23 protein-coding genes are annotated in these 23,728 nt (G+C 71.8%); 3 read left to right on the top strand and 20 right to left on the bottom strand.

Annotation, left to right across the window (positions count from 1 at the left end; all coding sequences use genetic code 11):
• Positions 1-40: 40 nt before the first annotated feature.
• The 20 genes from ACIBVP_RS33440 to ACIBVP_RS33345 all read right to left on the bottom strand — a co-directional run bounded on the left by ACIBVP_RS33440 (position 41) and on the right by ACIBVP_RS33345 (position 20,424).
• Positions 41-1,339, bottom strand: a complete 1,299-nt coding sequence (locus ACIBVP_RS33440; RefSeq protein ID WP_396110659.1) for an AAA family ATPase — start codon at positions 1,337-1,339, stop codon at positions 41-43.
• Between the two features lie 327 nt (positions 1,340-1,666).
• Positions 1,667-2,422 (bottom strand): hypothetical protein, encoded by a 756-nt coding sequence (locus ACIBVP_RS33435; RefSeq protein ID WP_396110427.1) that lies wholly within the window; start codon positions 2,420-2,422, stop codon positions 1,667-1,669.
• A 102-nt stretch (positions 2,423-2,524) separates the two neighbouring features.
• Positions 2,525-3,472, bottom strand: a complete 948-nt coding sequence (gene ccsB / locus ACIBVP_RS33430; protein ID WP_396110658.1) for a c-type cytochrome biogenesis protein CcsB — start codon at positions 3,470-3,472, stop codon at positions 2,525-2,527.
• Positions 3,472-5,064 (bottom strand): cytochrome c biogenesis protein ResB, encoded by a 1,593-nt coding sequence (locus tag ACIBVP_RS33425; protein ID WP_396110426.1) that lies wholly within the window; start codon positions 5,062-5,064, stop codon positions 3,472-3,474. Before ACIBVP_RS33425 ends, ccsB begins: the two co-directional genes overlap by 1 nt.
• Positions 5,065-5,131: 67 nt before the next feature.
• Complete coding sequence (locus tag ACIBVP_RS33420) at positions 5,132-5,887, bottom strand: cytochrome c biogenesis CcdA family protein (protein ID WP_396110425.1); 756 nt, start codon at positions 5,885-5,887, stop codon at positions 5,132-5,134.
• Positions 5,888-5,938: 51 nt separating this feature from the next.
• Positions 5,939-6,529, bottom strand: coding sequence for a TlpA disulfide reductase family protein (locus ACIBVP_RS33415; protein ID WP_396110424.1), 591 nt, complete (start codon positions 6,527-6,529; stop codon positions 5,939-5,941).
• Positions 6,526-7,158, bottom strand: a complete 633-nt coding sequence (locus ACIBVP_RS33410; protein WP_396110423.1) for a histidine phosphatase family protein — start codon at positions 7,156-7,158, stop codon at positions 6,526-6,528. Before ACIBVP_RS33410 ends, ACIBVP_RS33415 begins: the two co-directional genes overlap by 4 nt.
• A gap of 73 nt (positions 7,159-7,231) precedes the next feature.
• Positions 7,232-8,533 carry a glutamate-1-semialdehyde 2,1-aminomutase gene (gene hemL / locus ACIBVP_RS33405; protein ID WP_396110422.1) on the bottom strand — a complete coding sequence of 434 codons (1,302 nt, stop codon included), beginning with the start codon at positions 8,531-8,533 and terminating at the stop codon, positions 7,232-7,234.
• Between the two features lie 18 nt (positions 8,534-8,551).
• Entirely contained in the window at positions 8,552-8,872 is a 321-nt protein-coding gene (locus tag ACIBVP_RS33400) for a hypothetical protein (protein ID WP_396110421.1), read from the bottom strand.
• A 13-nt stretch (positions 8,873-8,885) separates the two neighbouring features.
• Positions 8,886-9,413 (bottom strand): hypothetical protein, encoded by a 528-nt coding sequence (locus tag ACIBVP_RS33395; protein ID WP_396110420.1) that lies wholly within the window; start codon positions 9,411-9,413, stop codon positions 8,886-8,888.
• 4 nt (positions 9,414-9,417) lie between these two features.
• Positions 9,418-9,870 (bottom strand): hypothetical protein, encoded by a 453-nt coding sequence (locus tag ACIBVP_RS33390; protein ID WP_396110419.1) that lies wholly within the window; start codon positions 9,868-9,870, stop codon positions 9,418-9,420.
• A complete protein-coding gene (locus ACIBVP_RS33385; RefSeq protein WP_396110418.1) occupies positions 9,867-10,577 on the bottom strand; it encodes a hypothetical protein in 711 nt (236 codons plus the stop codon). The genes ACIBVP_RS33390 and ACIBVP_RS33385 overlap by 4 nt, the downstream gene beginning before the upstream one ends.
• Before the next feature lie 29 nt (positions 10,578-10,606).
• A complete protein-coding gene (gene hemB, locus ACIBVP_RS33380) occupies positions 10,607-11,578 on the bottom strand; it encodes a porphobilinogen synthase (RefSeq protein WP_396110417.1) in 972 nt (323 codons plus the stop codon).
• 75 nt (positions 11,579-11,653) lie between these two features.
• Positions 11,654-13,198 carry a uroporphyrinogen-III synthase gene (locus ACIBVP_RS33375; RefSeq protein ID WP_396110416.1) on the bottom strand — a complete coding sequence of 515 codons (1,545 nt, stop codon included), beginning with the start codon at positions 13,196-13,198 and terminating at the stop codon, positions 11,654-11,656.
• A 26-nt stretch (positions 13,199-13,224) separates the two neighbouring features.
• Positions 13,225-14,190 (bottom strand): hydroxymethylbilane synthase, encoded by a 966-nt coding sequence (hemC, locus tag ACIBVP_RS33370; RefSeq protein WP_396110415.1) that lies wholly within the window; start codon positions 14,188-14,190, stop codon positions 13,225-13,227.
• Positions 14,187-15,491, bottom strand: a complete 1,305-nt coding sequence (locus ACIBVP_RS33365) for a glutamyl-tRNA reductase (RefSeq protein ID WP_396110414.1) — start codon at positions 15,489-15,491, stop codon at positions 14,187-14,189. Before ACIBVP_RS33365 ends, hemC begins: the two co-directional genes overlap by 4 nt.
• Positions 15,488-16,258, bottom strand: a complete 771-nt coding sequence (locus ACIBVP_RS33360) for a redox-sensing transcriptional repressor Rex (protein WP_396110413.1) — start codon at positions 16,256-16,258, stop codon at positions 15,488-15,490. Before ACIBVP_RS33360 ends, ACIBVP_RS33365 begins: the two co-directional genes overlap by 4 nt.
• Positions 16,259-16,477: 219 nt before the next feature.
• On the bottom strand, positions 16,478-18,037 hold the full coding sequence (locus ACIBVP_RS33355; protein ID WP_396110412.1) for a molybdopterin-dependent oxidoreductase: 1,560 nt from the start codon (positions 18,035-18,037) through the stop codon (positions 16,478-16,480).
• Positions 18,038-18,710: 673 nt separating this feature from the next.
• A complete protein-coding gene (locus ACIBVP_RS33350; protein ID WP_396110411.1) occupies positions 18,711-18,944 on the bottom strand; it encodes a glutaredoxin family protein in 234 nt (77 codons plus the stop codon).
• Position 18,945: 1 nt separating this feature from the next.
• On the bottom strand, positions 18,946-20,424 hold the full coding sequence (locus ACIBVP_RS33345; protein WP_396110410.1) for an AMP-binding protein: 1,479 nt from the start codon (positions 20,422-20,424) through the stop codon (positions 18,946-18,948).
• 177 nt (positions 20,425-20,601) lie between these two features.
• Between ACIBVP_RS33345 and ACIBVP_RS33340 the strand changes: the two genes are divergently transcribed.
• From ACIBVP_RS33340 to ACIBVP_RS33330, 3 genes are all read left to right on the top strand, one after another.
• Positions 20,602-21,237, top strand: a complete 636-nt coding sequence (locus ACIBVP_RS33340; protein ID WP_396110657.1) for a sigma-70 family RNA polymerase sigma factor — start codon at positions 20,602-20,604, stop codon at positions 21,235-21,237.
• Between the two features lie 38 nt (positions 21,238-21,275).
• Positions 21,276-22,448 carry a DUF5667 domain-containing protein gene (locus tag ACIBVP_RS33335; protein ID WP_396110409.1) on the top strand — a complete coding sequence of 391 codons (1,173 nt, stop codon included), beginning with the start codon at positions 21,276-21,278 and terminating at the stop codon, positions 22,446-22,448.
• Positions 22,449-22,558: 110 nt separating this feature from the next.
• The gene (locus tag ACIBVP_RS33330) at positions 22,559-23,461 is read left to right on the top strand and encodes an HAD family hydrolase (protein ID WP_396110408.1); all 903 of its coding nucleotides are present in this window, start codon (positions 22,559-22,561) and stop codon (positions 23,459-23,461) included.
• Positions 23,462-23,728 lie beyond the last annotated feature (267 nt).

Raw genomic sequence — 23,728 nt, 5'->3', positions numbered from 1 at the left:
AGTCCCGTATCGCTCGGGAACGCGCGACGCTGTCGCGTGATCAGCGCATGTAGTAGAACTCACTCGGGAAGCCGTCGGCGACCGTGGCCGCCAGCTCCAGCAGAGCCAGGCGGGTGGGTGCGGCCAGGCGGTCCAGTTCGATCTCCGCGCCTTCTTCCAGGTGCGGGTCGAACGGGATGGTGCAGACGGCCCGGCAGCGGGCGCCGAAGTGCTGCGCCAGCTTGTCGAGGTCCACCGAGCCCGCACGGGGGCGGACCGAGTTGATGACCGCCACCGACCGGGAGACCAGGTCGCGGTAGCCGTGGACGTCGAGCCAGTCCAGGGTGGCCGACGCGGACCTGGCGCCGTCGACCGAACCGGACGACACGACCACCAGCGAGTCCGCGATGTCCAGCACGCCCTTCATGGCCGAGTGCATGAGTCCGGTGCCGCAGTCGGTCAGGACGATGTTGTAGAAGTGCTCGAGCAGCGCGACCGTGCGGCGGTAGTCGTCCTCGCTGAAGGCCTCGGAGACCGCCGGGTCCTGCTCGCTCGCCAGCACCTCGAGGCGGCTCGGGCCCTGGGAGGTGTACGCGCGGATGTCGCTGTAGCGGTGGATGCGGTCGGCGTCGCGCAGCAGGTGGCGGACGGTGGCCGTGGTCTCGAGCGGGATCTTCTGGCTCAGGGTGCCGCGGTCGGGGTTCGCGTCGACGGCGATCACGCGGTCGCCACGCAGCGAGGAGAACGTCGAGCCCAGCGTGGTGGTCGTGGTCGTCTTGCCCACGCCGCCCTTCAGGCTCAGCATCGCGATCTTGTAGCAGCCGCGGAGCGGCTGGTTGACGCGGGCGATCAGCTCCCGCCGGTGCTGCTCTGCCGGACTCTCGCCGACGTTGATCAAACGGCCGCTCGCCACGAAGACCGCCTTGCGCCAGCCCGACTGGGGTGGGCGCTTCGACTGCTTGATCAGCTTGGCGGACGACAGCTCCTCGCCGTGCACCTGCTGGCCCTGGCGGACGGGGCCGGGCTGGCCCGGGTACTGCTGCTGGTACGGGAACGGCTGCTGCGGCGGCACCTGGTGCGGGCCGGAGCCCTGCGGCACCTGGTGGGGGCCGGAGATGCCCGCCACCGGCTGGGAGCCCGACGGCGTCTGGTCGATGTACCGCGGCGACACCGGCTGCGAACCCGACGGGGTCTGGTCCACGTAGTGCTGCGGCACCTGCTGGGACGCCGAGGGGTTCGTGTACTGCGGCGGCACCGGCTGCGAACCGGACGGCGTCTGGTCCACGTAGTGCTGCGCACCCGGGGGCGTCTGTGCGGGCTGCCCGCCCGACGGGGTGGGCTCGGTGTACTGGGGCTGCATCGGCTGGGTACCCGGCCCCGGACCGTAGTTGGACACCAGTGGGTTGGGGCCGAAGTCGTGGGTGGGCCGGTCCGCGTCGTCCGTCGGCGGCTGGGTGCCGGGCGGCACCCAGGCGAAGTCGCTCCTCGGTGCCGCTTCCTGCTCTACGCCTGCGCGGGGAACGCCCCCATCCGGCTCTCCTTCGCGCGCACTCACCGCTGGGTTCCTCCCTGCCGCACCGACGTGGACCGCCTCCGCACGCGACGGTAGTCGCAGGTACTCGACACCGTCGACCTGGGGGCGTCCGGTGTTCGCACCAGCAACCGGTGCGGGCGGTCCCCGGTGGTGTCAGCCGCCCAGCAGGTCACCCAGCGGATCGATCATGGTGAGTGCCGGACCGGATGGCGCCGGGGCGCTCTGCGTCGACGTGGTGCTGCTGCCGGTCAGCGGGGACAGGACGCCGCCCACGGTGTCCGTGACCGGGGTGAGCACGTCGCCGACCGCGTCGGTGACCGGGGTGAGCAGGCCACCGTCCTGCTCCTGTTCCTGCTGCTGCTCCGGCGCGGGCGCCGGAGCAGGCGCGGGCTGCTGCGGCGCGGGCTGCTGGGGTGCGGGCGCCGGCGCGGGCGTGCTCGTGCCACCCGGCGTGCCACCGCCACCACCGACCGGGCTGCTCCCCTGGTCGACACCGGTGTCCGGGGCCGCGGGCGCGGGCGCACTCGGACCGTTCGCCGACGAGGGTGTGGTCTGGTCGTTCCGCTTCTGCTGCTTGTCGTCAGCCTGGCCGGGCGCCGGGGCGCCGACGACCGGGCCGCCCGGGTGGTGGCCGGGGGACGCGGGGGCGTGCTCCGGGGCGGAACCCGCCACGGGGGTGGCGCCACCGGAAAGACCGAGTGCGCCCGCGGCCATGGTGCCCGCGACGAGCAGTGCGCCCGCGGCGGCACCGAAGGTCCAGCGCTTGTTGGACGAGGCGGCCTCCGCGGCCTCCTCGGTCGCGATCTTGGTGGCCTCGCTACGGCGGACCCCCAGCGGGTGGTCCTCACGGCGTAACAGCCGGTCGACCGGCAGCCGCTCATCACGGCCGTAAGCCCCTGCGTACGTCACAACGCCCTCCTGGCCCAGTTCAGCTTCACCCACATGGGTGCAACCTGGCGAACCCCGCAGCGGAGAGTACTGATAACGGCGCAGGTTGTCCAACGATCGAGGTCAAACCCCTGCGTAAGAATGCAACCCGGCCGTTACCAGGTTGATGAAGAACAGGTTGAAGATCATGGCCGCGAATCCGACGATGTTGATCACTGCGGCGCGGCCGCCGCGCCAGCCCGCCGTCGCGCGCGAGTGGAGGTACGCCGCGTAGACGACCCACGCGATGAACGCGACGGTCTCCTTCGGGTCCCAGCCCCAGAACCGGCCCCACGACTGCTCCGCCCAGATCGCGCCGAAGATCACGCCCGCGGTGTAGATCGGGAACGCGAACACGGTCGTCCGGTAGGCCACCTGGTCCAGCACGTCCGCCGCGGGAAGGCGGGTCGACCACGCGGGCTTGCGGACCTTCAGCAGGTACAGCACGCTCACCACGCCGGGCACCAGCACCATGCCGCTGCCGAGCGCGATCGCGAAGACGTGGATCACGAGCCAGTACGACTGCAGCGCGGGCTGCACGGGCGCGGCCGTCGTGTACAGCACGACACCACCGAGGAACATGAGCACGATGACCGGGCAGAGGACCCACACGCCGAGGTGGCGGACGGTCGGGTACTTGCGCAGCACCACGAGCCACGTCCCGACGGCCACGAGGCACAGGGTGGCGCCGAACTCGTACATGTTGCCCCACGGCGCGCGGCTGGTCGCCAGCGCGCGCAGGACGAGCGAGCCGAGGTGCAGCAGCGCGCCGAACGCGGTGAGCGACACCCCCAGCTTGCCGATCCGCACCGCGCGGGCGACCCGGGACGGCGAGTCGGACGGCTCCTCGGAGGGCCTGTCCTCGACGAGGGTGTCGCTGCCGCCGACCGCGACCAGCTCCTTGGCCGCCTTCCGCTCGCGGTACCCGAAGGCCTGCTCGTACAGGTAGAACAGCATCGCGACGACGTACGCGCCGACGGCGATGCCGTAACACCAGTCGCTGTAGCTGGACAACGTCTCGTTGACGTCCATCATGGCTCCCTCGAAGCGGTGGCGCCTTCACGTTCTTCTTCGCGCGGGGACAGCTCCGCGAGCAGGTCCTCGGTCACCCGCCCGAACTCCTCGCCGTATCCGGCCTGGTCAGTGCGGGCGAGACCGCCGAACACCAGCACGGTACCGCCGCCGTCGGTCTTGTCGGCGCCGGACGGTGCCGCGCGCACCCACAGCCTGCGCCGCTTGATCACGAGCGACATGCCGAGCCCCAGCACGACCAGCACGGCGAAGACCAGCACCCAGCCCTGCGCCGGGTCGTGCGAGACCTGCAGGTACACCCAGCGCTGCACGCCGTCGAAGCTGACCTTCGAGCCGTCGTCGAGCGTGATCTCGTCACCGGGCCGCATGTTCTCGCGGGCGACGCGCTTGAGCCGCCCGGAGTCGACCATCTCCTGGTTGACCTCGTAGATCGACTGGCCGCGGCCGGAGTCGTTGCCGAGGTCGCCCTTCATCACGTCGATGGCGACGGCCGGGTCGCGCAGGTCGGGGAAGCCGGAGCTGAGGATGTTGCCGTGGCCCATCGCGGCGGTCGGCGCGAACAGGCCGGTGATCGCGAGCTGGCGCTTGCGGCGCTCGACCGGGTCGGTGACACCGGGCGGGTCGAACTTGGTCGCACCCTCGGACAGGTACGTGAGCTGGTCGACCGGGCGCCACTGGACGGTCTGGGTGCGGGTCTGGCCGTCCGGGAAGGTGACCGTGAAGGTGGGCGCGTAGCCGTGACTCAGCAGGTAGACCCGGTCGCCCGCGGTGCGCAGCGGCGAGTTGACCTCGAGCGTGTACGGCCGCCACGTGCCGTTCTCGAGGTCGGCGCCGGACTGGTACTCGATGTCGGCGCGGTAGTAGTCGGCCTGGCCGGTGGGCAGGAAGCGCGCGTCGAAGCCGTTGACCTTCACGCAGAACGGGTTCAGGTCGGTGCCGTCGACCCGCAGGCCGGGGCGGAACGAGTCGTAGCCGACGGTGCCGATGTTGCAGAACTCCGACCCGTTGGCCTGGACGATGACCTGACCCTCGTACTGGAACATCTTGCCGATGGCGAGCGCGACGATCAGGCCGAGCATCGCGAAGTGGAAGACGAGGTTGCCGGTCTCGCGCAGGTAGCCGCGTTCGGCGGAGACGCTGCGGGCGCCGTTCTCCTCCTCGCGCACCTCGTAACGCCAGCCCTTGAGCCGCTCGGTGACCTTCGCCATGACCTCGTCGGGCGTGGCGGAGGTGGTGGTCTCGCGGTGGTGCGGCAGGCGAGCCAGGTTGCGCGGCGTGAGGACCGGCTTGTCGCGCAGCGCGCGGGCGTACTCGAACGAGCGGGGCAGCAGGCAGCCGACGAGCGAGATGAACAGCAGCAGGTAGATCGCGGAGAACCAGACGCTGCCGTAGACGTTGTAGAACTCCAGCCGCCCGAGCAGCTCGCCCCACCAGCCGTGCGACGCGATGTACTCGTCGACCTTCTGCGAGTTCAGCGAGCGCTGCGGCAGGAGCGCACCCGGCAGGGCCGCGACCGCGAGGAGGAACAGCAGCACGAGCGCCGTGCGCATGGAGGTGAGTCCGCGCCACGTGTTGCGCAGGAAGGCGATCACGATTCCCCCTCGCAGGCTCCGGGGAATCGTTGTCCCTGTGCTCGATGGTTCGCTCCGCAAGCTCCGCTCACAGTGGCAGCTCCGTCGTCGTGACCACCGTGTACTTGAGCCAGTTGGTCAGCTCGGCCCACAGGCCGGTGACGAGGAGCACGCCGACGACGAACAGCAGGCCGCCGCCGACGAGCTGGATGGTGCGGGTGTGGCGGCGCAGCCAGCCGTTGGTGCGGACCGTCCAGCGCGCGCCGAGCGCGATCAGCAGGAACGGGATGCCGAGGCCGAGGCAGTACACGAGGACGAGCAGCAGCCCGCGGGCCGCGGTGCCGCCGGTGCTCGCGGCGATGACCATCACCCCGGACAGTGTCGGGCCGATGCAGGGGGTCCAGCCGAGACCGAAGATCGCGCCGAGGACCGGTGCGCCCGCGAGACCCATGCGGGGCACCTTGTGGAAGCGGAACTCGCGCTGCAGGCCGGGGACGAAGCCCACGAAGACCAGCGACAGCGCGATGATCACCACGCCACCGACCCGCTGCAGCGTCTCCTGGGTGGCGAACAGCGTGTCGGTGAGCCAGACGATGCTGCCGACGCCCGCCGCGAACACGACGGTGAACCCGAGGATGAACAGGCCGACGGCGCCGAGCACCTTGACCTTCTTGCTCTTCTCCTCCTCCTGGCCCTCGGCCCCGACGAGCGCGGCGAGGTAGGCGACGTAGCCGGGGACGAGCGGCACCACGCACGGCGACGCGAAGGACACCAGGCCCGCGAGCAGCGCGACACCAGCGGCCAGCAAGAGCGGCCCGCTGGTGGCGATGGCGGTCGGGTCCACGGCGACCAGGGTAAGCGCGGGACTTAGGTCCTGGTGACGACGGGGTACCGGTCAGGACTTCTCGGCGAGCAGTTTGTCGATGAGCGGGGTCAGGTCCTCGGCGAGCAGGTCGCGCAGGAAGATCGCGGCCACGCGGTGTTGCTTGTCCAGCACGATCGTCGACGGGACCGCGGCCCTGGGGTAGCCCTTCAGCGGCAGCAGGGACCGGCCGGACGGGTCGTAGATCGACGGGTAGGTGAGGCCGGTGTCACGCATGAAGTCGGCCGGTTGCTGGCGGTCGTAGTCGCGGAAGTCGATGCCCAGGACCTGCACGCCCTTGTCCTGGTAGGTCTCCCACACCTCCTGCAGCTGCGGCGCCTCGACCCGGCACGGCGGGCACCACGCGCCCCACAGGTTGATCACCACGACCTTGCCCTTGTAGGAGGAGAGCGTGATCTGCTCGCCCTCCTCCATGAGGCTGTCGCCGCGCATCTCGGGGATCTGCTGGCGTTCGTCGCCCTCGTAGGTGATGTCGGTCTGGCCGCCGGGGCTGACGAAGTTGAACTCGGTGCCCGTCGCCACGGCGTCCGAGCCGGTCGAGCAGCCCGCGGTGGCGATCAAGGCGGCGACGACCGCGGCGAGGAGGAGTGCGTGCCGTTTCATGCGCCGGTCACCTTCGGGCTGCTCGCGCCCGCCGGTTCGCGGTAGCGGATCGCGACCAGGCTCTCGTCGTCGAACATGAGCGAGGTCAGCGACGCCAGTGAGCACTGGCGGCGACGTGGGTCGTGCCACAGGCGCTTGCCCTCCAGGAACCGCCGCAGCGTCCAGATCGGCAGCTGGTGGGACACGCACACCGCCTCGTGGCCCTCGGCCGCGGCGCGGGCCCGGTAGACGGCGCCGAGCATGCGGCGGGCGATCTGCAGGTACGGTTCGCCCCACGACGGCAGGAACGGGTTGTGCATGTGCGGCCAGTGGCGCGGCGAGCGCAGCGCACCGTCGCCGATGGACACGCGCAGGCCCTCGAACACGTTGTCGGCCTCGATCAGCTGCTCGTCGGTGGCGAGGTCGAGCTGGTGCGAGTCGACGATGGGCCGGGCGGTCTGCTGCGCGCGTTCCAGCGGCGACGCGACGACGTGCGTGACGTCGTTGCCCGCCAGGTGCTCGGCCACGGTCAGCGCCTGCCGCTGCCCCAGCTCGGACAGCTTGAAGCCGTCGAGACGCCCGTACAGGATGCCGGTCGGGTTGTGCACCTCGCCGTGGCGCAGCAGGTGCACCACCGTTCTCTTGCTCATGCCTCCCCCTCGAAGGCTCCGGGGAGCCGCTCGCGGTCGCCCTGTGTCCGATGGTTCGCTCCGCAAGCTCCGCTCACGTCGCCCCCTCGGAAGCGGCGGCGGCACGCGCGGCCGCCGGCATCGCCGCGCTGATGATCTCGAACGCCTCGTCGTCCATGGCGGCGTTGACGAACCACGCCTCGAACGCGCTCGGCGGTGCGTACACGCCGCCGTCGAGCAGCGCGTGGAAGAACGCCGGGAACCGGCCGGTGCCGGACGCCTTGGCCTCGGCGAAGTTCCGCACCGGTGTGTCGGTGAAGAACACGCTGACGAGGTTGCCCGCGAACTGCACGTGGTGTGGCACACCCGCGGCGGTCAGCTCGGCGCCCATCATCGCGCCCAGGCGGGTCGCGTTCGCGTTGAGCTGCCGGTACGTGTCGGGGGTGGCCTCCCGCAGCGACGCGAGGCCCGCCGCGACCGCGACGGGGTTCCCGGACAGGGTGCCCGCCTGGTAGACGGGGCCCGCCGGGGCCAGGTGGGCCATCACGTCCGCCCGGCCGCCGAACGCGGCGGCGGGCAGGCCGCCGGACATGACCTTGCCGAACGTGTAGAGGTCGCCGGGCACGGTGTCGATGGCGAACCAGCCCGCGCCCGACACCCGGAAGCCGGTCATGACCTCGTCCATGACGAGGAGCGCACCGTACTGCCTGGTGATCTCGCGGAGGCCCTCGTTGAAGCCGGGCTCGGGCGGGACGGCACCCATGTTGCCGGGGGCGGCCTCGGTGATGACCGCGGCGATCTCGTCGCCGTGCTCGGCGAACGTGGCGCGGACGGCCGCGAGGTCGTTGTAGGGCAGGACGATCGTGTCGCCTGCCTGCGCGCCGGTGACGCCGGGCGAGTTGGGGAGCGCGAACGTGGCGACGCCGGAACCCGCCTCGGCGAGCAGCGCGTCGACGTGACCGTGGTAGCAGCCGGCGAACTTGACGATCCTGGACCGGCCGGTGAAGCCGCGGGCGAGGCGGATCGCGCTCATGGTGGCCTCGGTGCCGGAGTTCACGAGGCGCACGGCGGAGACCGGCTCGACGCGGCTGATGATCTCCTCGGCCAGGTCGATCTCACCGGCGGTCGGGGTGCCGAACGACAGTCCGCTGACGGCGGCGTTCCGCACGGCCTCGACGATCGGCGGGTGTGCGTGCCCGTGGATCATCGGACCCCAGGAGGAGACGAGGTCGACGTAGCGGTTGCCGTCGGCGTCCCACAGATAGGCGCCCTCGCCGCGAACCATGAACCGCGGGGTGCCGCCTACCGCCTGGAACGCGCGCACGGGGGAGTTGACACCGCCGGGGGTCACCGACTGGGCACGCTTGAAGAGAGCGGCGGACTGTTCGGTCGTCACAGCCCCAGTCTTACATCGTCATCGACCGCGCTTCGGGCGGGCACGGACGGCGAGCACGACCTGTCGCACGGCGTCGAGGACGAGGATGGCCGCGATGGTGCCGAGCAGGATGGCCAGCGACATCCAGCTGCCGACCCAGCGGGTGGACTCGAGCACGATGCCGTTGGGGTAGTGCTCGACGATCTTCGCGATGCCGCGTGGCCACGCGTCGAAGGCGAACCAGACGGCGACCGCGGCGATGATCAGCTCGGCGAGCGCCACCAACGCGCGCCGGGGCTTGTTCAGCCTGCCGGGCTCGGTCGGCGGTGGGGCGACGAGCTCGTCGGTGGCAGCGGTCACGCTGTCTACTTTCTCACGGTCGTTGCCGGGCCCGCAGGCGGCGCTGCTTGTGCTCGCCGAAGTACCTGGTCGACTCCGGCCGGAACATGTACACGACGGCGGTCACGCCGAACGCGACCTCGGCGAGGCTCCACATGAGGCCCAGCTCGGCACCGACCGACGCGATGGCGGTCAGGAAGCCCCACACGCCGACGCCCGTGTAGACGGTGAGCAGGATCCGCGCCCAGTTGCGGCCCGCGCGCATCTTGATCGCGAACAGCAGCATGAGGCCCGCGAAGATCGCGATGCTGAAGCCGAGGATGACCTGGAACGCGCCGACGGTGCTCGACACGGACATCCCCTCCTGGCCCTGGGGGAGGTCGGCCATCATGTCGTTGACCATGGCCGTGAGCTGGGCCTTGTCGAGCAGTACGGTGAACACCGTGCCCAGGGCGCTGATGGCGATGGTCGCGAGGACCGCGTGGAACGCCGAGTCGACCGCCTTCGGCCGGACGATCGGGGCTTCCGACGGTGGCAGGGGCGGTGGGGGCGGCATGCTCACGGTGTCATTCTCCCAGCCCTCGTTGTTCCTCCACGAGGCGGACGAGAGCGGCTGTGAGGGCCTCGTCGTCGCGGGCCCACGCGAGCACCGTGCTGCCGTCGTCGAGACGTACCGGGACCTCGACGGTCTTGCGCGGGACGGTCCAGCCGCCGCCGAGCACCTTGGCACCGGGCGCGACGCCGACGTCGGTGACCCGCTCGATGTCCTTCACGGGCAGGGTCTCGCGGCCCTGCCGGAGGGTGAGCGGGGTCAGCTCGACGCGGTAGACCTTGCGGCGCACGTTGACCCACAGGGCGAAGACCCCGAACAGGCCGATGCCGACGACGAGCCACTGGACGGTGTGGACGGGGCCGGTCAGCGCCTCCAGCCCGGCGCCGAGTCCGGCGAAGGCCGGGCCCCACAGCAGCGGCCACCGGGTCGAGCCGGGTTCCGCGTAGAGGACCGGCCCGTCGGTCATCGAAGCTCGCGCGGCGGGAAGTACTTGCGTGCCGACGGCGACCACAGCAGCGCGAGCCCGACCAGGCAGAACATGGCAGACAGCATGCCGGGCGGCGTGCCGTTGAGCAGCAGGTGGAACAGCACGAGGACGGTGCCGAAGATCGTGACGAGGGTGCGGGCGCGGCGGGTGCCCTCGGTCGCCTTGTAACCGAACAGGCCGAGGAACACGGTGAACGTGAGCGCCGCGATCGTGACGATCCACAGGATCTGCGTGACGCCGTTCGCGATCTGGTCCGGGGACAGGCCGGTGTCCCGGCTCGCCTCGATCTGGGCGTCGATGATGTCCTGCTTGTAGATCAGCGAGATCACCATGCTGGCGAGCCAGATCAGGCCCGCCACGACGAAGAAGTAGAAGGAGATGCGCAGCGTGCGCGGCGGCGGCTCCTCGAACCGGCGTTTGGCCTGGGCACGCAGCGCGGCCTCGCGGGCGGTCGGCATGACCGGCTCGTCGTCGGCGCGGATCCGCGGTGCCTTCTCGGTCCTCGGCTTGGCGGGCTTCGCCTTCGGCTTTGGCTCGGTCTTCTCCGGCTCGGTCTTCTCCGGCTCGGCGGCGGGTTCGGGCTCCACCGGGTCGGGCGCGAGCGACGACGTGCTGTCCTCGTCCGGCACGGCCTTGTCCGCGTCCTCGCGGCCGTCTGCGGGGTCCGAATTGCCAGGCTTCGTCACGGCGGGCAGGTTACCTGTGCCTTTTCTCGTCAGCGCAGCCAGCCCGCCGCCTCGACCGCCCAGTAGGTCAGCACGACGTCGGCGCCTGCCCGGCGGATGGAGGTGAGCGACTCGAGGATCGCTGTCCGCCGGTCGCACCAGCCACCGGCCGCGGCGGCCTCGATCATCGCGTACTCGCCGGAGATCTGGTACGCGGCGACCGGCACGTCGGACTCCTCGGCGACCGCGCGGAGCACGTCGAGGTAGAGCATGGCCGGTTTGACCATGACCATGTCGGCGCCCTCGTCGAGGTCGAGCCGCACCTCACGCAGGGCTTCGCGGACGTTCGCGGGGTCCTGCTGGTAGGTGCGGCGGTCGCCCTTGAGCGACGACTCGACGGCGTCGCGGAACGGGCCGTAGAAGGCCGAGGAGTACTTGACCGCGTAGGCGAGGATGCCGGTGTCGACGTGCCCGGCCCTCTCCAGCGCGGAGCGGATGGCGCCGACCTGGCCGTCCATCATGCCGCTGGGGCCGAGCAGGTGGGCGCCCGCCTCGACCTGGGCGATGGCCATCTGGCCGTAGATCTCGAGGGTGGCGTCGTTGTCGACGCGACCCCGGTCGTCGAGCACGCCGCAGTGGCCGTGGTCGGTGAACTCGTCGAGGCACAGGTCGGACATGAGGACGGTCTCGTCACCCAGTTCCGAGCGGAGGTCCCGGAGCGCGACGTTGAGCACGCCGTCCGGGTCGACGCCGCCGGAGCCGGTCGCGTCCTTGTGCTCGGGGACGCCGAACAGCATGAGCCCGCCGACGCCTGCCTCGACCGCCTCCACGGCGGCTTTCCGCAGGCTGTCGCGGGTGTGCTGCATGACGCCGGGCATGGTCGCGATGGGGACCGGCTCGGACGCGCCCTCCTTGACGAACATGGGCAGCACGAGCTGGCTCGGCCGCACGGTCGTCTCGGCCACCATGCGGCGCATGGCCGGGGTGCTGCGCAACCGGCGGGGCCGGTGGGCTGGGTACATGGTCGGCTCCTTCGTGCCCTGACAGACGCTTCCGGGACAGTCGACGTCCCGAAAGCGTCTTTCAGGGCATCTGCGTCAGCGGCGGGCCCGCTTGGTCTTGCGAGGCGGCGGGAGCGCGCCTTCCGCACGGAGGCGGGCGGCGTGCTCGGCCAGCGCGTCGACGAGCGCCGGGACCTGGGCGACCTCGGGCTGCACGTCGACCCGGAGGCCGAACTCCCGCGCCGTTTCGGCCGTCTTCGGGCCGATGCAGGCGACGAGCGTGCGGGTGTGCGGCTTGCCCGCGATGCCGACCAGGTTCCGGACGGTCGAGGACGAGGTGAAGCACACCGCGTCGAAGCCACCGGTCTTGATCATCTCGCGGGTCTCCGCGGGCGGCGGAGCGGCACGCACGGTGCGGTACGCGGTGACGTCGTCGATCTCCCAGCCGCGGTCGCGCAGACCGGCGGCGAGGGTCTCGGTGGCGATGTCGGCACGCGGCAGCAGCACGCGGTCCACCGGGTCGAGGATGTCGTCGTAGGGCGGGAACTCCTCGAGCAGGCCCTCGGAGGACTGCTCGCCGGAGGGCACCAGCTCGGGGATGATGCCGAAGCCGCGCACCTTCTCGGCGGTGGCCTCGCCGACGCAGGCGATCTTCACGCCGGAGAACGCGCGGGCGTCGAGCCCGAACTCCTCGAACTTCTCCCACACCGCGCGCACGGCGTTGGTGGAGGTGAACACGAGCCACTGGTAGCGGCCGTCGACGAGGCCCTTGACGGAGCGCTCCATCTGGGCCGGGCTGCGCGGCGGTTCGACGGAGATCGTCGGCACCTCGGACGGGATGGCGCCGTGCAGCCGCAGCCGCTCGGACATCTCGCCGGCCTGGTCCTTGGTGCGCGGGACGAGCACGCGCCACCCGTAGAGGGCGCGGGACTCCCACCAGGACAGCTTGGTCCTGGCGGCGACGGCCTGACCGACGGTGACGACGAGGTTGCCCGCGATCTCACCGGCGTCCTGGGCGAGCGTGGCGAGCGTGGTGTCGAGCGTGCGCTGGCCGGCGCCGGTGCCGTCGGCGGTGACCGCGACGGGCGTCTGCGGCGCGAGGCCGTGCTCGACGAGCGCGGAGGCGGCCTCGGCGAGGTGGCTGGAGCTGGCGAGCAGCACGATCGGGCCCGGGGTCTTGGCGAGCCCCGCCCAGTCGACCTCGCCGCGGACGTCGACCTCGGTGTGGGTGCCGCCGAGCGCGATGCCCGCGTAGGCGGGCACGGCGGTCGCGGCGGGCACGCCCGGGACGACGTCGAACACGGCGGACGTCTTGGCGACGGCCTGGGCCTCGGCGACGAGGCCGGAGTGCGTGAGCGGGTCACCGGAGACGAGGCGGATCACGACGCGGCCCGCCTTGGCCTCGTGAACGAGGTCCTTCGCGACGTCGGCCGGCTCGCCGACGGCGGGCCGGACCTCGGCCTCGCCTTCGATGTCCCGGCCGGCCAGCTCGAGCACGGCGGCCGGCACGTCCGGGTCGATCACCACGAGCTCGGCGCGCGCGATGAGCTCCTGTGCCCGGACGGTGAGAAGCCCGGCATCGCCGGGCCCCGAGCCCACGAACGCGATGCGTCCGGAGGACTTACGGGTACGGGTGGTCATTCCTGGGCCACTTCCCTCTTGATTACTTATTGCTCGTCACCGGCGAGCGCGCCGGCGCCGAGCTCGAGCAGCTCGGCGGCCAACGCACGCCCGAGCTGCTCACCTTCGGTCAGGTCACCGGTGGCCGAGGCACGGATCAGGTCGACAGCGGGCCCTTCGGCCGTGCTGCCCGCTGTCCAGTTCGCGGCCGCGACCCCGCGCAGCGACAGGCGGTGGACCACCTTGTCGTTCGCGTCGAGGTCCTCGACCACGTCGGCCAGAGCGCCAACCGGGGCCTGGCAGCCCGCCTCGAGCGCGGCCAGCAAGGCCCGCTCCGCGGCGACCGCCGCCCTGGTGGCATCGTCGTCCACAATGGACTGGAGGAGGTGCTCGGTGTCCACGTCGTCGACCCGGCACTCCACCGCCAGCGCCCCCTGCGCCGGCGCGGGAAGCACCTGGATCGGGTCGAGCACCTCGGTGATCACGTCGAGCCTGCCGAGCCGGGCGAGCCCGGCGCGGGCGAGCACGACGGCATCCAGCTCGCCGTCGTGGACCTTGCGGATCCTGGTGTCGACGTTGCCCCTGATGGGCACGATCTGAAGACCCAGGCCGAGCGCCTGGATCTGTGCCGCCCTGCGGGGCGACCCCGTGCCGACCCGAGAGCCCGCGGGCAGCTCGCCCAGCGTGAGCGAGTCCCGTGCGATCAGCGCGTCCCTCGGGTCCTGCCGCGGCGGCACCGCGGCGAGGGAGAGACGGGGGTCAGGCGCGGTCGGCAGGTCTTTGAAGGAGTGGACGGCGACGTCGACCTCACCGGCGGCGAGCGCGTCGCGCAGCGCGGAGGTGAAGACGCCGATACCGATCTCGGCGATGGGCGCCGACGACTTGTCGCCGGGCGTCACGACGGTGACGATCTCGACCTTGGCGCCCGCGGCCTCGAGCTGGGCGGCGACGGTGCCGGTCTGGGCGAGCGCGAGCGCGCTGCCCCGCGTACCGATGCGGATGACGCGGCTCATCGTGCCTCACCCCCGGACATGTTCGCGGCGATCGTCGCGGGCGCGGCCGGGTCGAGCTGGAACAGCTCGCGCAGCGCCTCCGCGTACTCGACGCCGTTCGGGCCGGACGCCAGCTCCTTCACGCGCACCGTCGGCGTGTGGAGCAGCTTGTCCACGACGCGGCGCACGGTCTGCGCGACCTCGGCACGCGCCGCCGCGTCCAGGTCCAGCCGCGAGTCCAGGCGCAGCAGCTCCGCGTCCACCACCTCGGCGGCGCGGCGGCGCAGCGCGGTGACGGTCGGCGTGACCGCCGCGGACCGCTGGGTCGCGAGGTAGGCGCCGACCTCGTCGGCGACGATCGTGGTGGCGCGGTGGGTGTCCAGGCCGCTCGGCGACTCCGCCAGCCGCCGCTGCAGGCTCTCCAGGTCGACGATCGTGACGCCGGGTACGTCGGCCACGTCCGCGGCCACGTCCCTCGGCAGCCCCAGGTCGCACACGACCAGCGGACGCACCCTGGCGGGCACCATCCCCGCGTCGACCACCGTGCCGGTCGCGCCGGTGCACGCGACCACCACGTCGGCGGCCGCGATGTGCGCGGGCAGGTCGTCGAGGCCGACCGCGCGGGCCGGGGTGCCCTGCTCCAGCTGCAGCTCGGCGAGCCGGGCGCCGGTCTCGACCGTGCGGTTGGCGATGACGATCTCGCCGATGCCCGCGCGGCGCAGCGCGGCGGCGGACAGTCCGCCCATCGACCCGGCGCCGACGATCAGCGCGCGCCGGCCGGTCAGGCCGCCGAGCACGCGGTCGGCGTCGGCCAGCGCCTCGGAGACCACCGAACCACCGGCGGCGTCCAGGCCCGTCTCGGCGTGGACGCGCTTGCCGACCCGCAGTGCGCGCTGGAACAGCTCGTGCAGCGTGCGGCCCGCGGTGCCCGCGTCGCGCGCGGTGTTGTACGCGGTTCGGACCTGGCCGAGGATCTGCGCTTCGCCGACGACCATCGAGTCGAGCCCGGCGCTCACCCGGAACAGGTGCTCGGCCGCGGCCGCCGCGTAGTGCACGTAGAGGTGCTCGTACAGCTCCGCCGTGTCGAGGCCGGAGTGCCTGCCGAGGACGCCGACCACGTCCGCGAGACCGGCGTGGAAGGCGTCCACGACCGTGTAGACCTCGACCCGGTTGCACGTCGTGACCAGCGTGGCCTCGACGACGTGCGCACACCGCATGAGCTCGTCGAGCACCTTGGTGACCTCGCCGGACGGGACCGTCGCGCGCTCCAGCACGCGCACGTCCGCTGACCGGTGCGAAACACCGACCGCCAGCACACTCATCGTCTGACCACCGCCCCGTTCGGCCTGTTCTCGACACTGTGACGCGGCGAACCGTTGACCCGACCGTTGCTCCTCGGCTGCGGCGCGGTCTCCCCGGGGGGAGCGCTGTCCGCGCGCCTGGCCTGGTGGAACGACAGGATCTGCAGCTCGACGGCCAGGTCCACCTTGCGGACCTCCACCGTCTCGGGCACCTGCAGCACCACCGGGGCGAAGTTCAGGATGCACTCGACGCCCGCCTGCACCAGCCGGTCGCACACGACCTGTGCGGCGGCCGGCGGTGTGGCGATGACGCCGATGGTGATCTCCTTGGCCACGCACACCGTCGGGATGTCGTCGATGTGGTTGACCGGGATCCCACCGACGGGCACGCCCATCAGGTCGGGGTCGACGTCGAAGAGTGCGGTCACCGGGAAGCCTCTGCCAGGGAACCCGCCGTAGTTGGCGAGTGCATGCCCGAGGTTACCGATGCCGACCACTGCCACGCTCTGTTCACGGGTGAGGCCGAGGACACGTTCGATCTGGTCGATGAGGACCGCGACCTCGTACCCGACGCCACGTGTGCCGTAGGTGCCGATGTAGGAGAGGTCCTTGCGGAGCTTCGCGGAGTTGACGCCCGCCGCGACGGACAGCTCCTCCGAGGACACCGTGCCGGTGCCCTGCTCCTTCATGCCGGACAGAACGCGCAGGTAGACCGCGAGACGCGCGACGGCGGCCTCGGGGATCGCCCGCGGGGAGAGCGCTCCCTGACCGTTGGTCAGGGGTGGCATGGGCGCCGTCACTTCCGCAGCGTTCTCAGCGGGAACTGGCTTCCTACCGTTCGCGCCAGTCTGACCACGCTGCGCCACGCTGATACTCCTCGAAAGACACGCCCATGGGAATGTTCATACGGTAGCCGCTTGTGAACGCAGGCACAAAGTCGCCGGTGAACGGCGGTTTTGTCCCTCCATCCCGAGTCTGTCAACGACGGGTAACAGGTCCCTGGACCGCTAGTCGACCGTGACGTGGACCGTGTGCCACCCGGTGGCGCCGTCGGGTGCGGGCGGAGCCTCGGCGTCGGTCTGCGTGTGGCCGCGGTTGTCGGTGGCGCGGACCTGGATCGTGTGCTCGCCCGGCCGGAGGTCGACGGTGACGCGCCACATGCGCCACGTGTTCAGGTCGACCTCGGTGCTCAGTTCCGCCGGCTGCCACTCGCCAGGTCCGTCGCCGCTGTCGACGCGGACCGCCACGCCGCGGATGCCGATGGTCTGTGCCCACGCGGTGCCCGCGATCGTGTTCGGGCCACGGCCGAGGAGGAAGCCGTCGCGCGGGGTGTCGATGCGCGACTGGGTCTTGATCGGCCCCCTGGCGGACCAGCCGCGCGGGATCCAGTAGCCCTGTTTGCCGGCGAACGTGGTCAGCTCCATGTCCGCGACCCACTTGGTGGCGGACACGTAGCCGTACAGGCCGGGCACGACCATGCGCGCCGGGAAGCCGTGCTCCTGGGGCAGGGGTTCGCCGTTCATGCCGATGGCGAGCATGGCGCCCCGGTCGGGGTCCATGAGCGCGTCGACGGGGGTGCCCGCCGTGAAGCCGTCGACGCTGGTGGAGAACAGCTGGTCGGCGCCCTGCCGGACGCCCGCCTCGAGCAGCAGGTCGCGCAGTGGCACGCCGATCCAGTTCGCGGTGGAGATGAGGCCGCCGCCGACCTCGTTGGACACGCAGGCCAGCGTGACCGGCCGCTCGATCAGGCGGCGGTCGCGGATGTCGGCGAAGGTGAACTCGACGGTCCTGTCGACAAGGCCGTGGATGCGCAGCCGCCAGTCCCGCGCGTCGACGCGGGGCAGCGTGAGCGCGGTGTCGATGCGGTAGAACTCGCGGTTGTCCGTGATGAAGCGGGCCGTCCCGGGGAAGTCGGCGTTCGGCGGCAGCTTCGGCGCGGGGCTCGCCGGTGTGAGGTCGCCCACGGCGGCACGGGACGCCTCGACGTCCACCCGGTTGCCGGTCAGCTGCCCGATCGTGGCGGCCGCACCGGCGCCGAGCACCGCACCGGCACCGGCCCGCAGGAACCGGCGGCGGCTGTCCCGGTCCTGCTCCACCGGCCAGGCCCGGTTGTGCAGCCAGTTGAAGACGACGAGGCCGACGACCATGCTCGCGGCGGGCGCGGCGATGCCCAGCTGCCCCAGGTCGGGCCGGGTGAGCACGGCGACGAACCCGACGACGCCCTGCACGGCCGCGACGACCAGCCCGGGCGTCGGCCGTGTGCGGGACAGCAGGCCCGCGGCGGCGGTGACGGCGAGGACGACGACGGTGACGCCGATGAAGAGGACGGTCTTGTCGGCGGTGCCGAACGTGTCCTTGGCCCACTCGACGACCGCGTGCGGCGAGTTGTCCCGCACCCAGTTGCCGACCGCGAGGAAGGGTGACGCCTCCGGTCCGACGAACCCGGCGACGAGGTGCCCGGCGCCGAGCGCCGCGACGAGGGAGACGAACGCGACGGCCACGGCCCGGCCTCTGGGGAGCCTGGACGCGAGGTCGGCGGCCGCGACGGGCCGGGTGTCGAGCTGCACACCTCTACGTTCGTCCCGGCGGGCACTCCGGTTCAACCTCGCCGCGATTACGGAGTTCTTACCTGGCCCCGTGGGGTGCCCGTGGAACGATCCCCGCGCGTCGCCGGAGGGCGTCGGAAACCGGTCGCGCGAGCCGGGCCAGGGGCGACGCCCCGTCGGCGGGCTCGTCACCGTCGTCGTGTCGGTCGTCTGCCTCGCCGCCGTCGCCGGGCTGGCGGTCTGGGGTTTCGGTCTGCTGAGGGACGAGGTCGAACAGTCCGGTGCGGACCGGCCGACCACCGTGCGGGAGTCGACGCCGACCGCGCCGCCCACGACCTCGCGTGGCGCGAACGAGGCGAACGTCGGCGACTGCGTGCGCGTCGTCAAGGGCGGCGTGGACGCGGAACTCGAGGTTCTGGAGTGCGGTTCTCCCGCCGCGGTCTACCGGGTCGGGCTCGAACTCGAGCGCGGGGAGCAGTGCCCGACGGGCCCGTACACGCAGTACCACGCGGCGCTCGGGGTGGCGTCGGTGCTCGCGGGCAAGGCCGATGTGAATGGGCGCCCCCCACCGTCGCCGGACGTGGCGTTCCATCCCGAGCCGCTGATCTACCCGAAGCCGCCGTTGACCATCTGCCTGACGTACGTCCCGAGCCGCTGGGCCGGCAACCGGGGGCTGGCGGCCGCCCCGTGCCGGCTACCTGGACGCCAGGGCCGCCCGGAAGCGGTCCTCCTCCACGCGCCAGTAGCCGTGCTCGTCGCCGTCGATCAGGATCACCGGGACCTGGTCGCCGTACTCGGCGCGCAGTTCCGGGTCGGCGTCGACGTCCGTGACCTCCCACGGTTCGCCCAGCTCGCCGCAGATGCGCTCGACGTCCGCCTCCGCCACCTCGCACAGGTGGCAGCCCTGCCTCGACACCACAGTGACCACGTCAGGCGACGCTACTCCGCAGTGACGCCCGCCGGACCTTCCCCGTCGCCGAGTGCGGCAGCTCGTCGACGAACCGCACGGCCCTCGGCACCTTGAACCGGGCCAGGCGTTCCGCGCAGTGGTCGCGGACCTCGTCCTCGGTGAGCGCCGCGTCCGCACGCAGCACCACGACCGCCACGACGTGCTCGCCCGTGCGCTCGTCCGGGACGCCGACGGCGGCGCACTCCGCCACCTGCGGCAGCTCGTCGAGCACCCGCTCGACCTCGTTCGGGTACACGTTGAAACCGTTCACGATGATCAGGTCGTTCGCGCGGTCGACGAGCCGCAGGTCGCCGTCGACGTCGAGGTAGCCGACGTCGCCGGTGCGGAACCAGCCCTCGTCGTCGGGGCCGTGGGCGCCGTCCGGCCAGTAGCCGCTGAACAGGTTCGGTCCCCGCGCGGCGACACGGCCGGTCTCCGGCTCGTCGCCGTCGAACCACTCCGGTTCGTCTGGGTCCCCCGGCACGCCGACGGGACGGCCGTCGCTGTCCACCAGCCGCAGCTCCACACCCGGCAGCGGGCGACCGACCGACCCCGGCTTGGCGACCCCGCCGACCAGCGTCGACGTCAGCACCGGGCCGGTCTCGGTCAGGCCGTAACCCTCGAAGACCGGCAGGCCCGTCACCTGCTTGATCGCGGACAGGACGGCGGGGGCGAGCGGCGCGGCACCCGAGGTCAGCAGGCGGACCGTGGACAGACCGTTCGCGAGCCGCTCCGGGTCGGTCGCGGCGAACGCCTGGTACATCGCGGGCACGCCGACCAGCGCGGTCACCCGGTGCTCCGCGCACACCGCCAGCGCGCGTTCCACGCCGAACGTCTCCAGCAGCACGGCCGTCGCAGCCGCGGCCGCGACCTGCAACAGGCCGGGACCGAGGCCATACAGGTGGAACAGGGGGACCACGAGCAGCACGCGGTCGGTCGCGGTCACGGGCGCCGGCTTCAGCTGGGCGCACTGGCCGACGTTCGACAGCAGCGCGCGGTGGGACAGCATCACGCCGCGCGGCACGCCCGCCGTGCCCGAGGTGTAGCAGACGACCGCGATGTCCTCGCCGCCGCGCGCGACGGGATGCACGTCCGATGCGGCGTCCAGGTCGGGCGCCGCGAAGCCGTCGCCCACCACGAACCGGGCGCCGCTGTCCTCGAGCAGCCTCGACAGCTCCGGCGAGTTCGCCGCCGCGGGGACGGCGATGCCACCCGCGCGCAGCACGCCGAACAGCGCGACGCAGAACTCGGCGCTGGTGGGCAGCACGATGGCGACCCGGTCGCCTTCCTCGAGACCGGCGTCCACCAGACGGGCCGCGAACGCGTTCACGGCGCGGTCGGTCTCCTGCCACGTGAGCGTCCGGCCGGATGCGCTGTCGACGAGCGCGGCCCGGCCAGGTGCCCTGCCGGCGGCGTCGGTCACCAGATCGGCGACGTTGCCGGTCAGCGTGTCGACCATCCGAACCTTCCTTCCACCCGGGTTTGGGGCAGTGTGGCACGACTCACTCACGTCATGGTTGACCCTGTCACGCGTCCTAGGGGTAGGAGCACTACCTACTATCGAGTAACTACACGTATGCTGCTGAAGTCTCACCGGGCGGTGCGGCCCGTGGAGAAGCAGCCGAGGGAGTCGAGCATGCCGTCCGTGCGCCCAGTTCAACGGGACGCAGTGGGGGCTGACGATGCCCGGGTCCCGCGACAGGAGTCCGCCGTGGAGCCACCGGAGACCGGTGGGTCGTGGGAGCTCGTGCACGCCGCGCAGGAGGGTGACCGGTCGGCGTTCGGTGAGCTGTACGACAGGTATGTCGACGTGGTGTTCCGCTACGTCCTCTTCCGGGTCGGCGACCGGGAGCTGGCCGAGGACGTCACCAGCGAGACGTTCCTGCGCGGCCTGCGCAAGATCACGTCCGTGACCTACCAGGGCCGCGACGTCGGCGCCTGGTTCGTGACGATCGCCCGCAACCTGGTGCTCGACCACGTCAAGTCGAGCCGCTACCGGCTCGAGGTGGCCACCGCCGAGGTCGACGACTCCCGCCCCGTCGACGGCGGCCCCGAGCAGCAGGTGCTCGCGGGCGCGACCAGGGACGCGCTGCTGGACTGCGTCCGCCAGCTGGGCGACGACCAGCGGGAATGCATCGTGCTGCGGTTCCTCCAGGGCCTGTCGGTGGCCGAGACCGCGGCGGTGATGGACCGCAACGAGGGTGCGGTGAAGGCCCTGCAGCACCGGGCCGTGCGCAGGCTCGCCCAACTGTTGCCGCCCGAGGTCCGGTAGCGCGTAACTTTTGTCGACACGGAATCGTTTTCCCAGACGTGGACAGCGAGAGTACGGACGAGCACGACCGCACCGTCGTGCGTGCCCTGCGATCGCTGGCACCGCTGACCGCGCCGACCGGCGAGGAACGCAGGCGCATCCGTGACCGCGTCCTGCTCGCGCTCGACGACGACTCGAGCACACGGCAGGCACCGCAGGCGGCGGTCGGTGACCGGCCGGACAAACCGAGACCGGGCCGGTCCACGCGGGCCGGGGACAGACCCGGGGACACGAGACCGGCCACCAGACCGGGGCCGTCCGACCCCCGCAGCGAAGCGACCGGCCGCGCGTCCCGCCGTGCGGCGTTGTCGGGGGTGCGCGGCCGGTTCGCCGTCGCAGCGGTGGCCGTGCTGGCGCTCGTCGGGTCGCTTGCCGGGATGAGCCTGCTGCTGGCCAGGGACGCACTGCCCGGGGACGCCCTGTACGGCGTGAAGCGCAGCGCCGAGGCGGCCACGCTCGGCCTCACCTTCAGCGACGAGTCGAAGGCGCTCAAGCACCTCGAGTTCGCCGCGGCCCGGGTCAGCGAGATCGAGACCCTGGCACGCCGCTACCCCGACCCCGACGACGCACCCGTCGGGGCCTACCTCACCGCGCTCACCGACTTCGAGACCGACGCCACCGCCGGATCCCGCCAGCTCATCGCGCTCGCCACCAGCACCGACGGCAAGCTGCTCGGCTCGCTGCGCGACTGGTCGACCCAGCAGGCGGCCCGGCTCCGCGACGTGGTGCCCCACCTGCCCGGCGCCGCACGCAACCGGGAGATCGCCACCCACGCGCTCCTGGACAAGATCACGGCCCGCGCGGAGGCCCTCACGGCCCGCATGGACTGCTTCCAGATCACCTCCGGTTCCTACGACGACATCGGCGCGCTCCCCGCCACCAGCGCGTGTGAGCGTCCGTCGCCCGCGCCCACCACCGGGGCGACAGCACCCACTGTGCCCGTGCCCACCGACAGTCCCGGGCTCCCGACCGGACCGGAGACGCCGAGCGCGACGCTGCCGCCCGCGTCGCCGACCCCGAGCCTGCCGCCGGTCCCGGTCCCCGGCGCCACCGTGTCCGTGCCCGCGCCCGTCACCTCGGCTCCCCCGCCCGCCAGCTCGACGCCCGAATCGCCACCACTGATCGAGTTGCCGCCGCTCCTGCCCGGGCTGCCCGGGCTGAGCATCGGCTGAGCCACCGTGTGATGTGACCGGCACGTGCGCGTAGCGAGCAATGCTCTCGGGCGTGCTCGCTACGCTGTCACCTGGAACAGACGGGTAACCGAAACCGCGGAGGCGATGCCGTGTCCCTGTGGCGTGGCCGGGGGAAAGAGCCCGCGCTCGATCAGATCGCCACGATCGCGGGTGAGGCGTCCGCCGAGGCGGCCGTCGCGCTGGAGCATGCCGACCGCGCGGAGCGGCCCGCCCCGCCGGTCGACCTGACGGCGGCGGCGTTCTTCGACGTCGACAACACGATGATGATGGGCGCGTCGATCTTCCACTTCGCCCGGGGGATGGCCGCGCGGAAGTTCTTCACCAGCTCCGACCTGGCGAAGTTCGCGCTGCAGCAGGTGGTGTTCCGGGTCGGTGGCCGCGAGACGCACGACGGCATCCGCAACGCGCGCGAGTCCGGTCTGTCGTTCGTCGCCGGGCACTCGGTGGCCGAGCTGATGGCGCTCGGCGAGGAGATCTACGACGAGCTGATGGCCGACAAGATCTGGCCCGGCACGCGTGCGCTCGCCCAGATGCACCTGGACGCCGGGCAGCGGGTCTGGCTCGTCACCGCCACGCCCGTCGACCTGGCCACGATCATCGCCCGCCGCCTCGGGCTGACCGGCGCGCTCGGCACAGTCCTCGAGAGCGAGAACGGCGAGTACACGGGCAGGCTCGTCGGCGAGATGCTGCACGGGCCCGCGAAGGCGCACGCCGTCCGCGCGCTCGCCGCCCGCGAGGGCCTCAACCTGCGGCGCTGCACCGCGTACTCGGACTCGGCGAACGACGTGCCGATGCTGTCGGTCGTGGGCACCGCCGTCGCCGTCAACCCGGACGGCAGCCTGCGGGAGACGGCCCGCAAGCGGGGCTGGGAGATCCGGGACTTCCGCACGGGCCGCAAAGCGGCGAAGATCGGGGTTCCTTCCGTGCTCGGCGCGGGGGCACTGGCCGGGGCCGTCGCCGCCGGTCTCGCGTACCGGAAGCGGGGAACATGATCGCGCTGCTCGTCATCATCGTGGCCGTCGTGTGCCTCGGCGTCGGGTTCGTCATGGGCAGGCGCAACGGCATCGAGTCGGAGATGCGCCGCCAACTCCGCGAACGCGACCTCTGACACACCACCCCCGCGAGTCGCGTTCTCGCACACATCGAGTTGTCGGTTTCGTGCACACCCGGCCGACCCCGCCCCAAAAAAGAAAAACAAAAAAACCTTGTACGGCGAAACCGGACCACCGGGGGTTTTTGTGGGACCGACTCGGTGTTTT

The organism is Actinophytocola sp. NPDC049390, assembly GCF_044466355.1.
Classification (GTDB): domain Bacteria; phylum Actinomycetota; class Actinomycetes; order Mycobacteriales; family Pseudonocardiaceae; genus Actinophytocola.
The sequence above is the reverse complement of the archived record's forward strand: the minus strand, read 5'-3'. Positions and strand labels throughout refer to the sequence as shown.

Excerpts from the sequence above, each read along its gene's own strand:
- ACIBVP_RS33440 (WP_396110659.1), bottom strand. The coding sequence starts at position 1,339 with ATGCAGCCCCAGTACACCGAGCCCACCCCGTCGGGCGGGCAGCCCGCA.
- ccsB (WP_396110658.1), bottom strand. The coding sequence starts at position 3,472 with ATGGACGTCAACGAGACGTTGTCCAGCTACAGCGACTGGTGTTACGGC.
- ACIBVP_RS33415 (WP_396110424.1), bottom strand. The coding sequence starts at position 6,529 with ATGAAACGGCACGCACTCCTCCTCGCCGCGGTCGTCGCCGCCTTGATC.
- ACIBVP_RS33410 (WP_396110423.1), bottom strand. The coding sequence starts at position 7,158 with ATGAGCAAGAGAACGGTGGTGCACCTGCTGCGCCACGGCGAGGTGCAC.
- ACIBVP_RS33390 (WP_396110419.1), bottom strand. The coding sequence starts at position 9,870 with ATGACCGACGGGCCGGTCCTCTACGCGGAACCCGGCTCGACCCGGTGG.
- hemB (WP_396110417.1), bottom strand. The coding sequence starts at position 11,578 with ATGTACCCAGCCCACCGGCCCCGCCGGTTGCGCAGCACCCCGGCCATG.
- ACIBVP_RS33375 (WP_396110416.1), bottom strand. The coding sequence starts at position 13,198 with ATGACCACCCGTACCCGTAAGTCCTCCGGACGCATCGCGTTCGTGGGC.
- hemC (WP_396110415.1), bottom strand. The coding sequence starts at position 14,190 with ATGAGCCGCGTCATCCGCATCGGTACGCGGGGCAGCGCGCTCGCGCTC.
- ACIBVP_RS33365 (WP_396110414.1), bottom strand. The coding sequence starts at position 15,491 with ATGAGTGTGCTGGCGGTCGGTGTTTCGCACCGGTCAGCGGACGTGCGC.
- ACIBVP_RS33360 (WP_396110413.1), bottom strand. The coding sequence starts at position 16,258 with ATGCCACCCCTGACCAACGGTCAGGGAGCGCTCTCCCCGCGGGCGATC.
- ACIBVP_RS33345 (WP_396110410.1), bottom strand. The coding sequence starts at position 20,424 with ATGGTCGACACGCTGACCGGCAACGTCGCCGATCTGGTGACCGACGCC.
- ACIBVP_RS33340 (WP_396110657.1), top strand. The coding sequence starts at position 20,602 with ATGCCGTCCGTGCGCCCAGTTCAACGGGACGCAGTGGGGGCTGACGAT.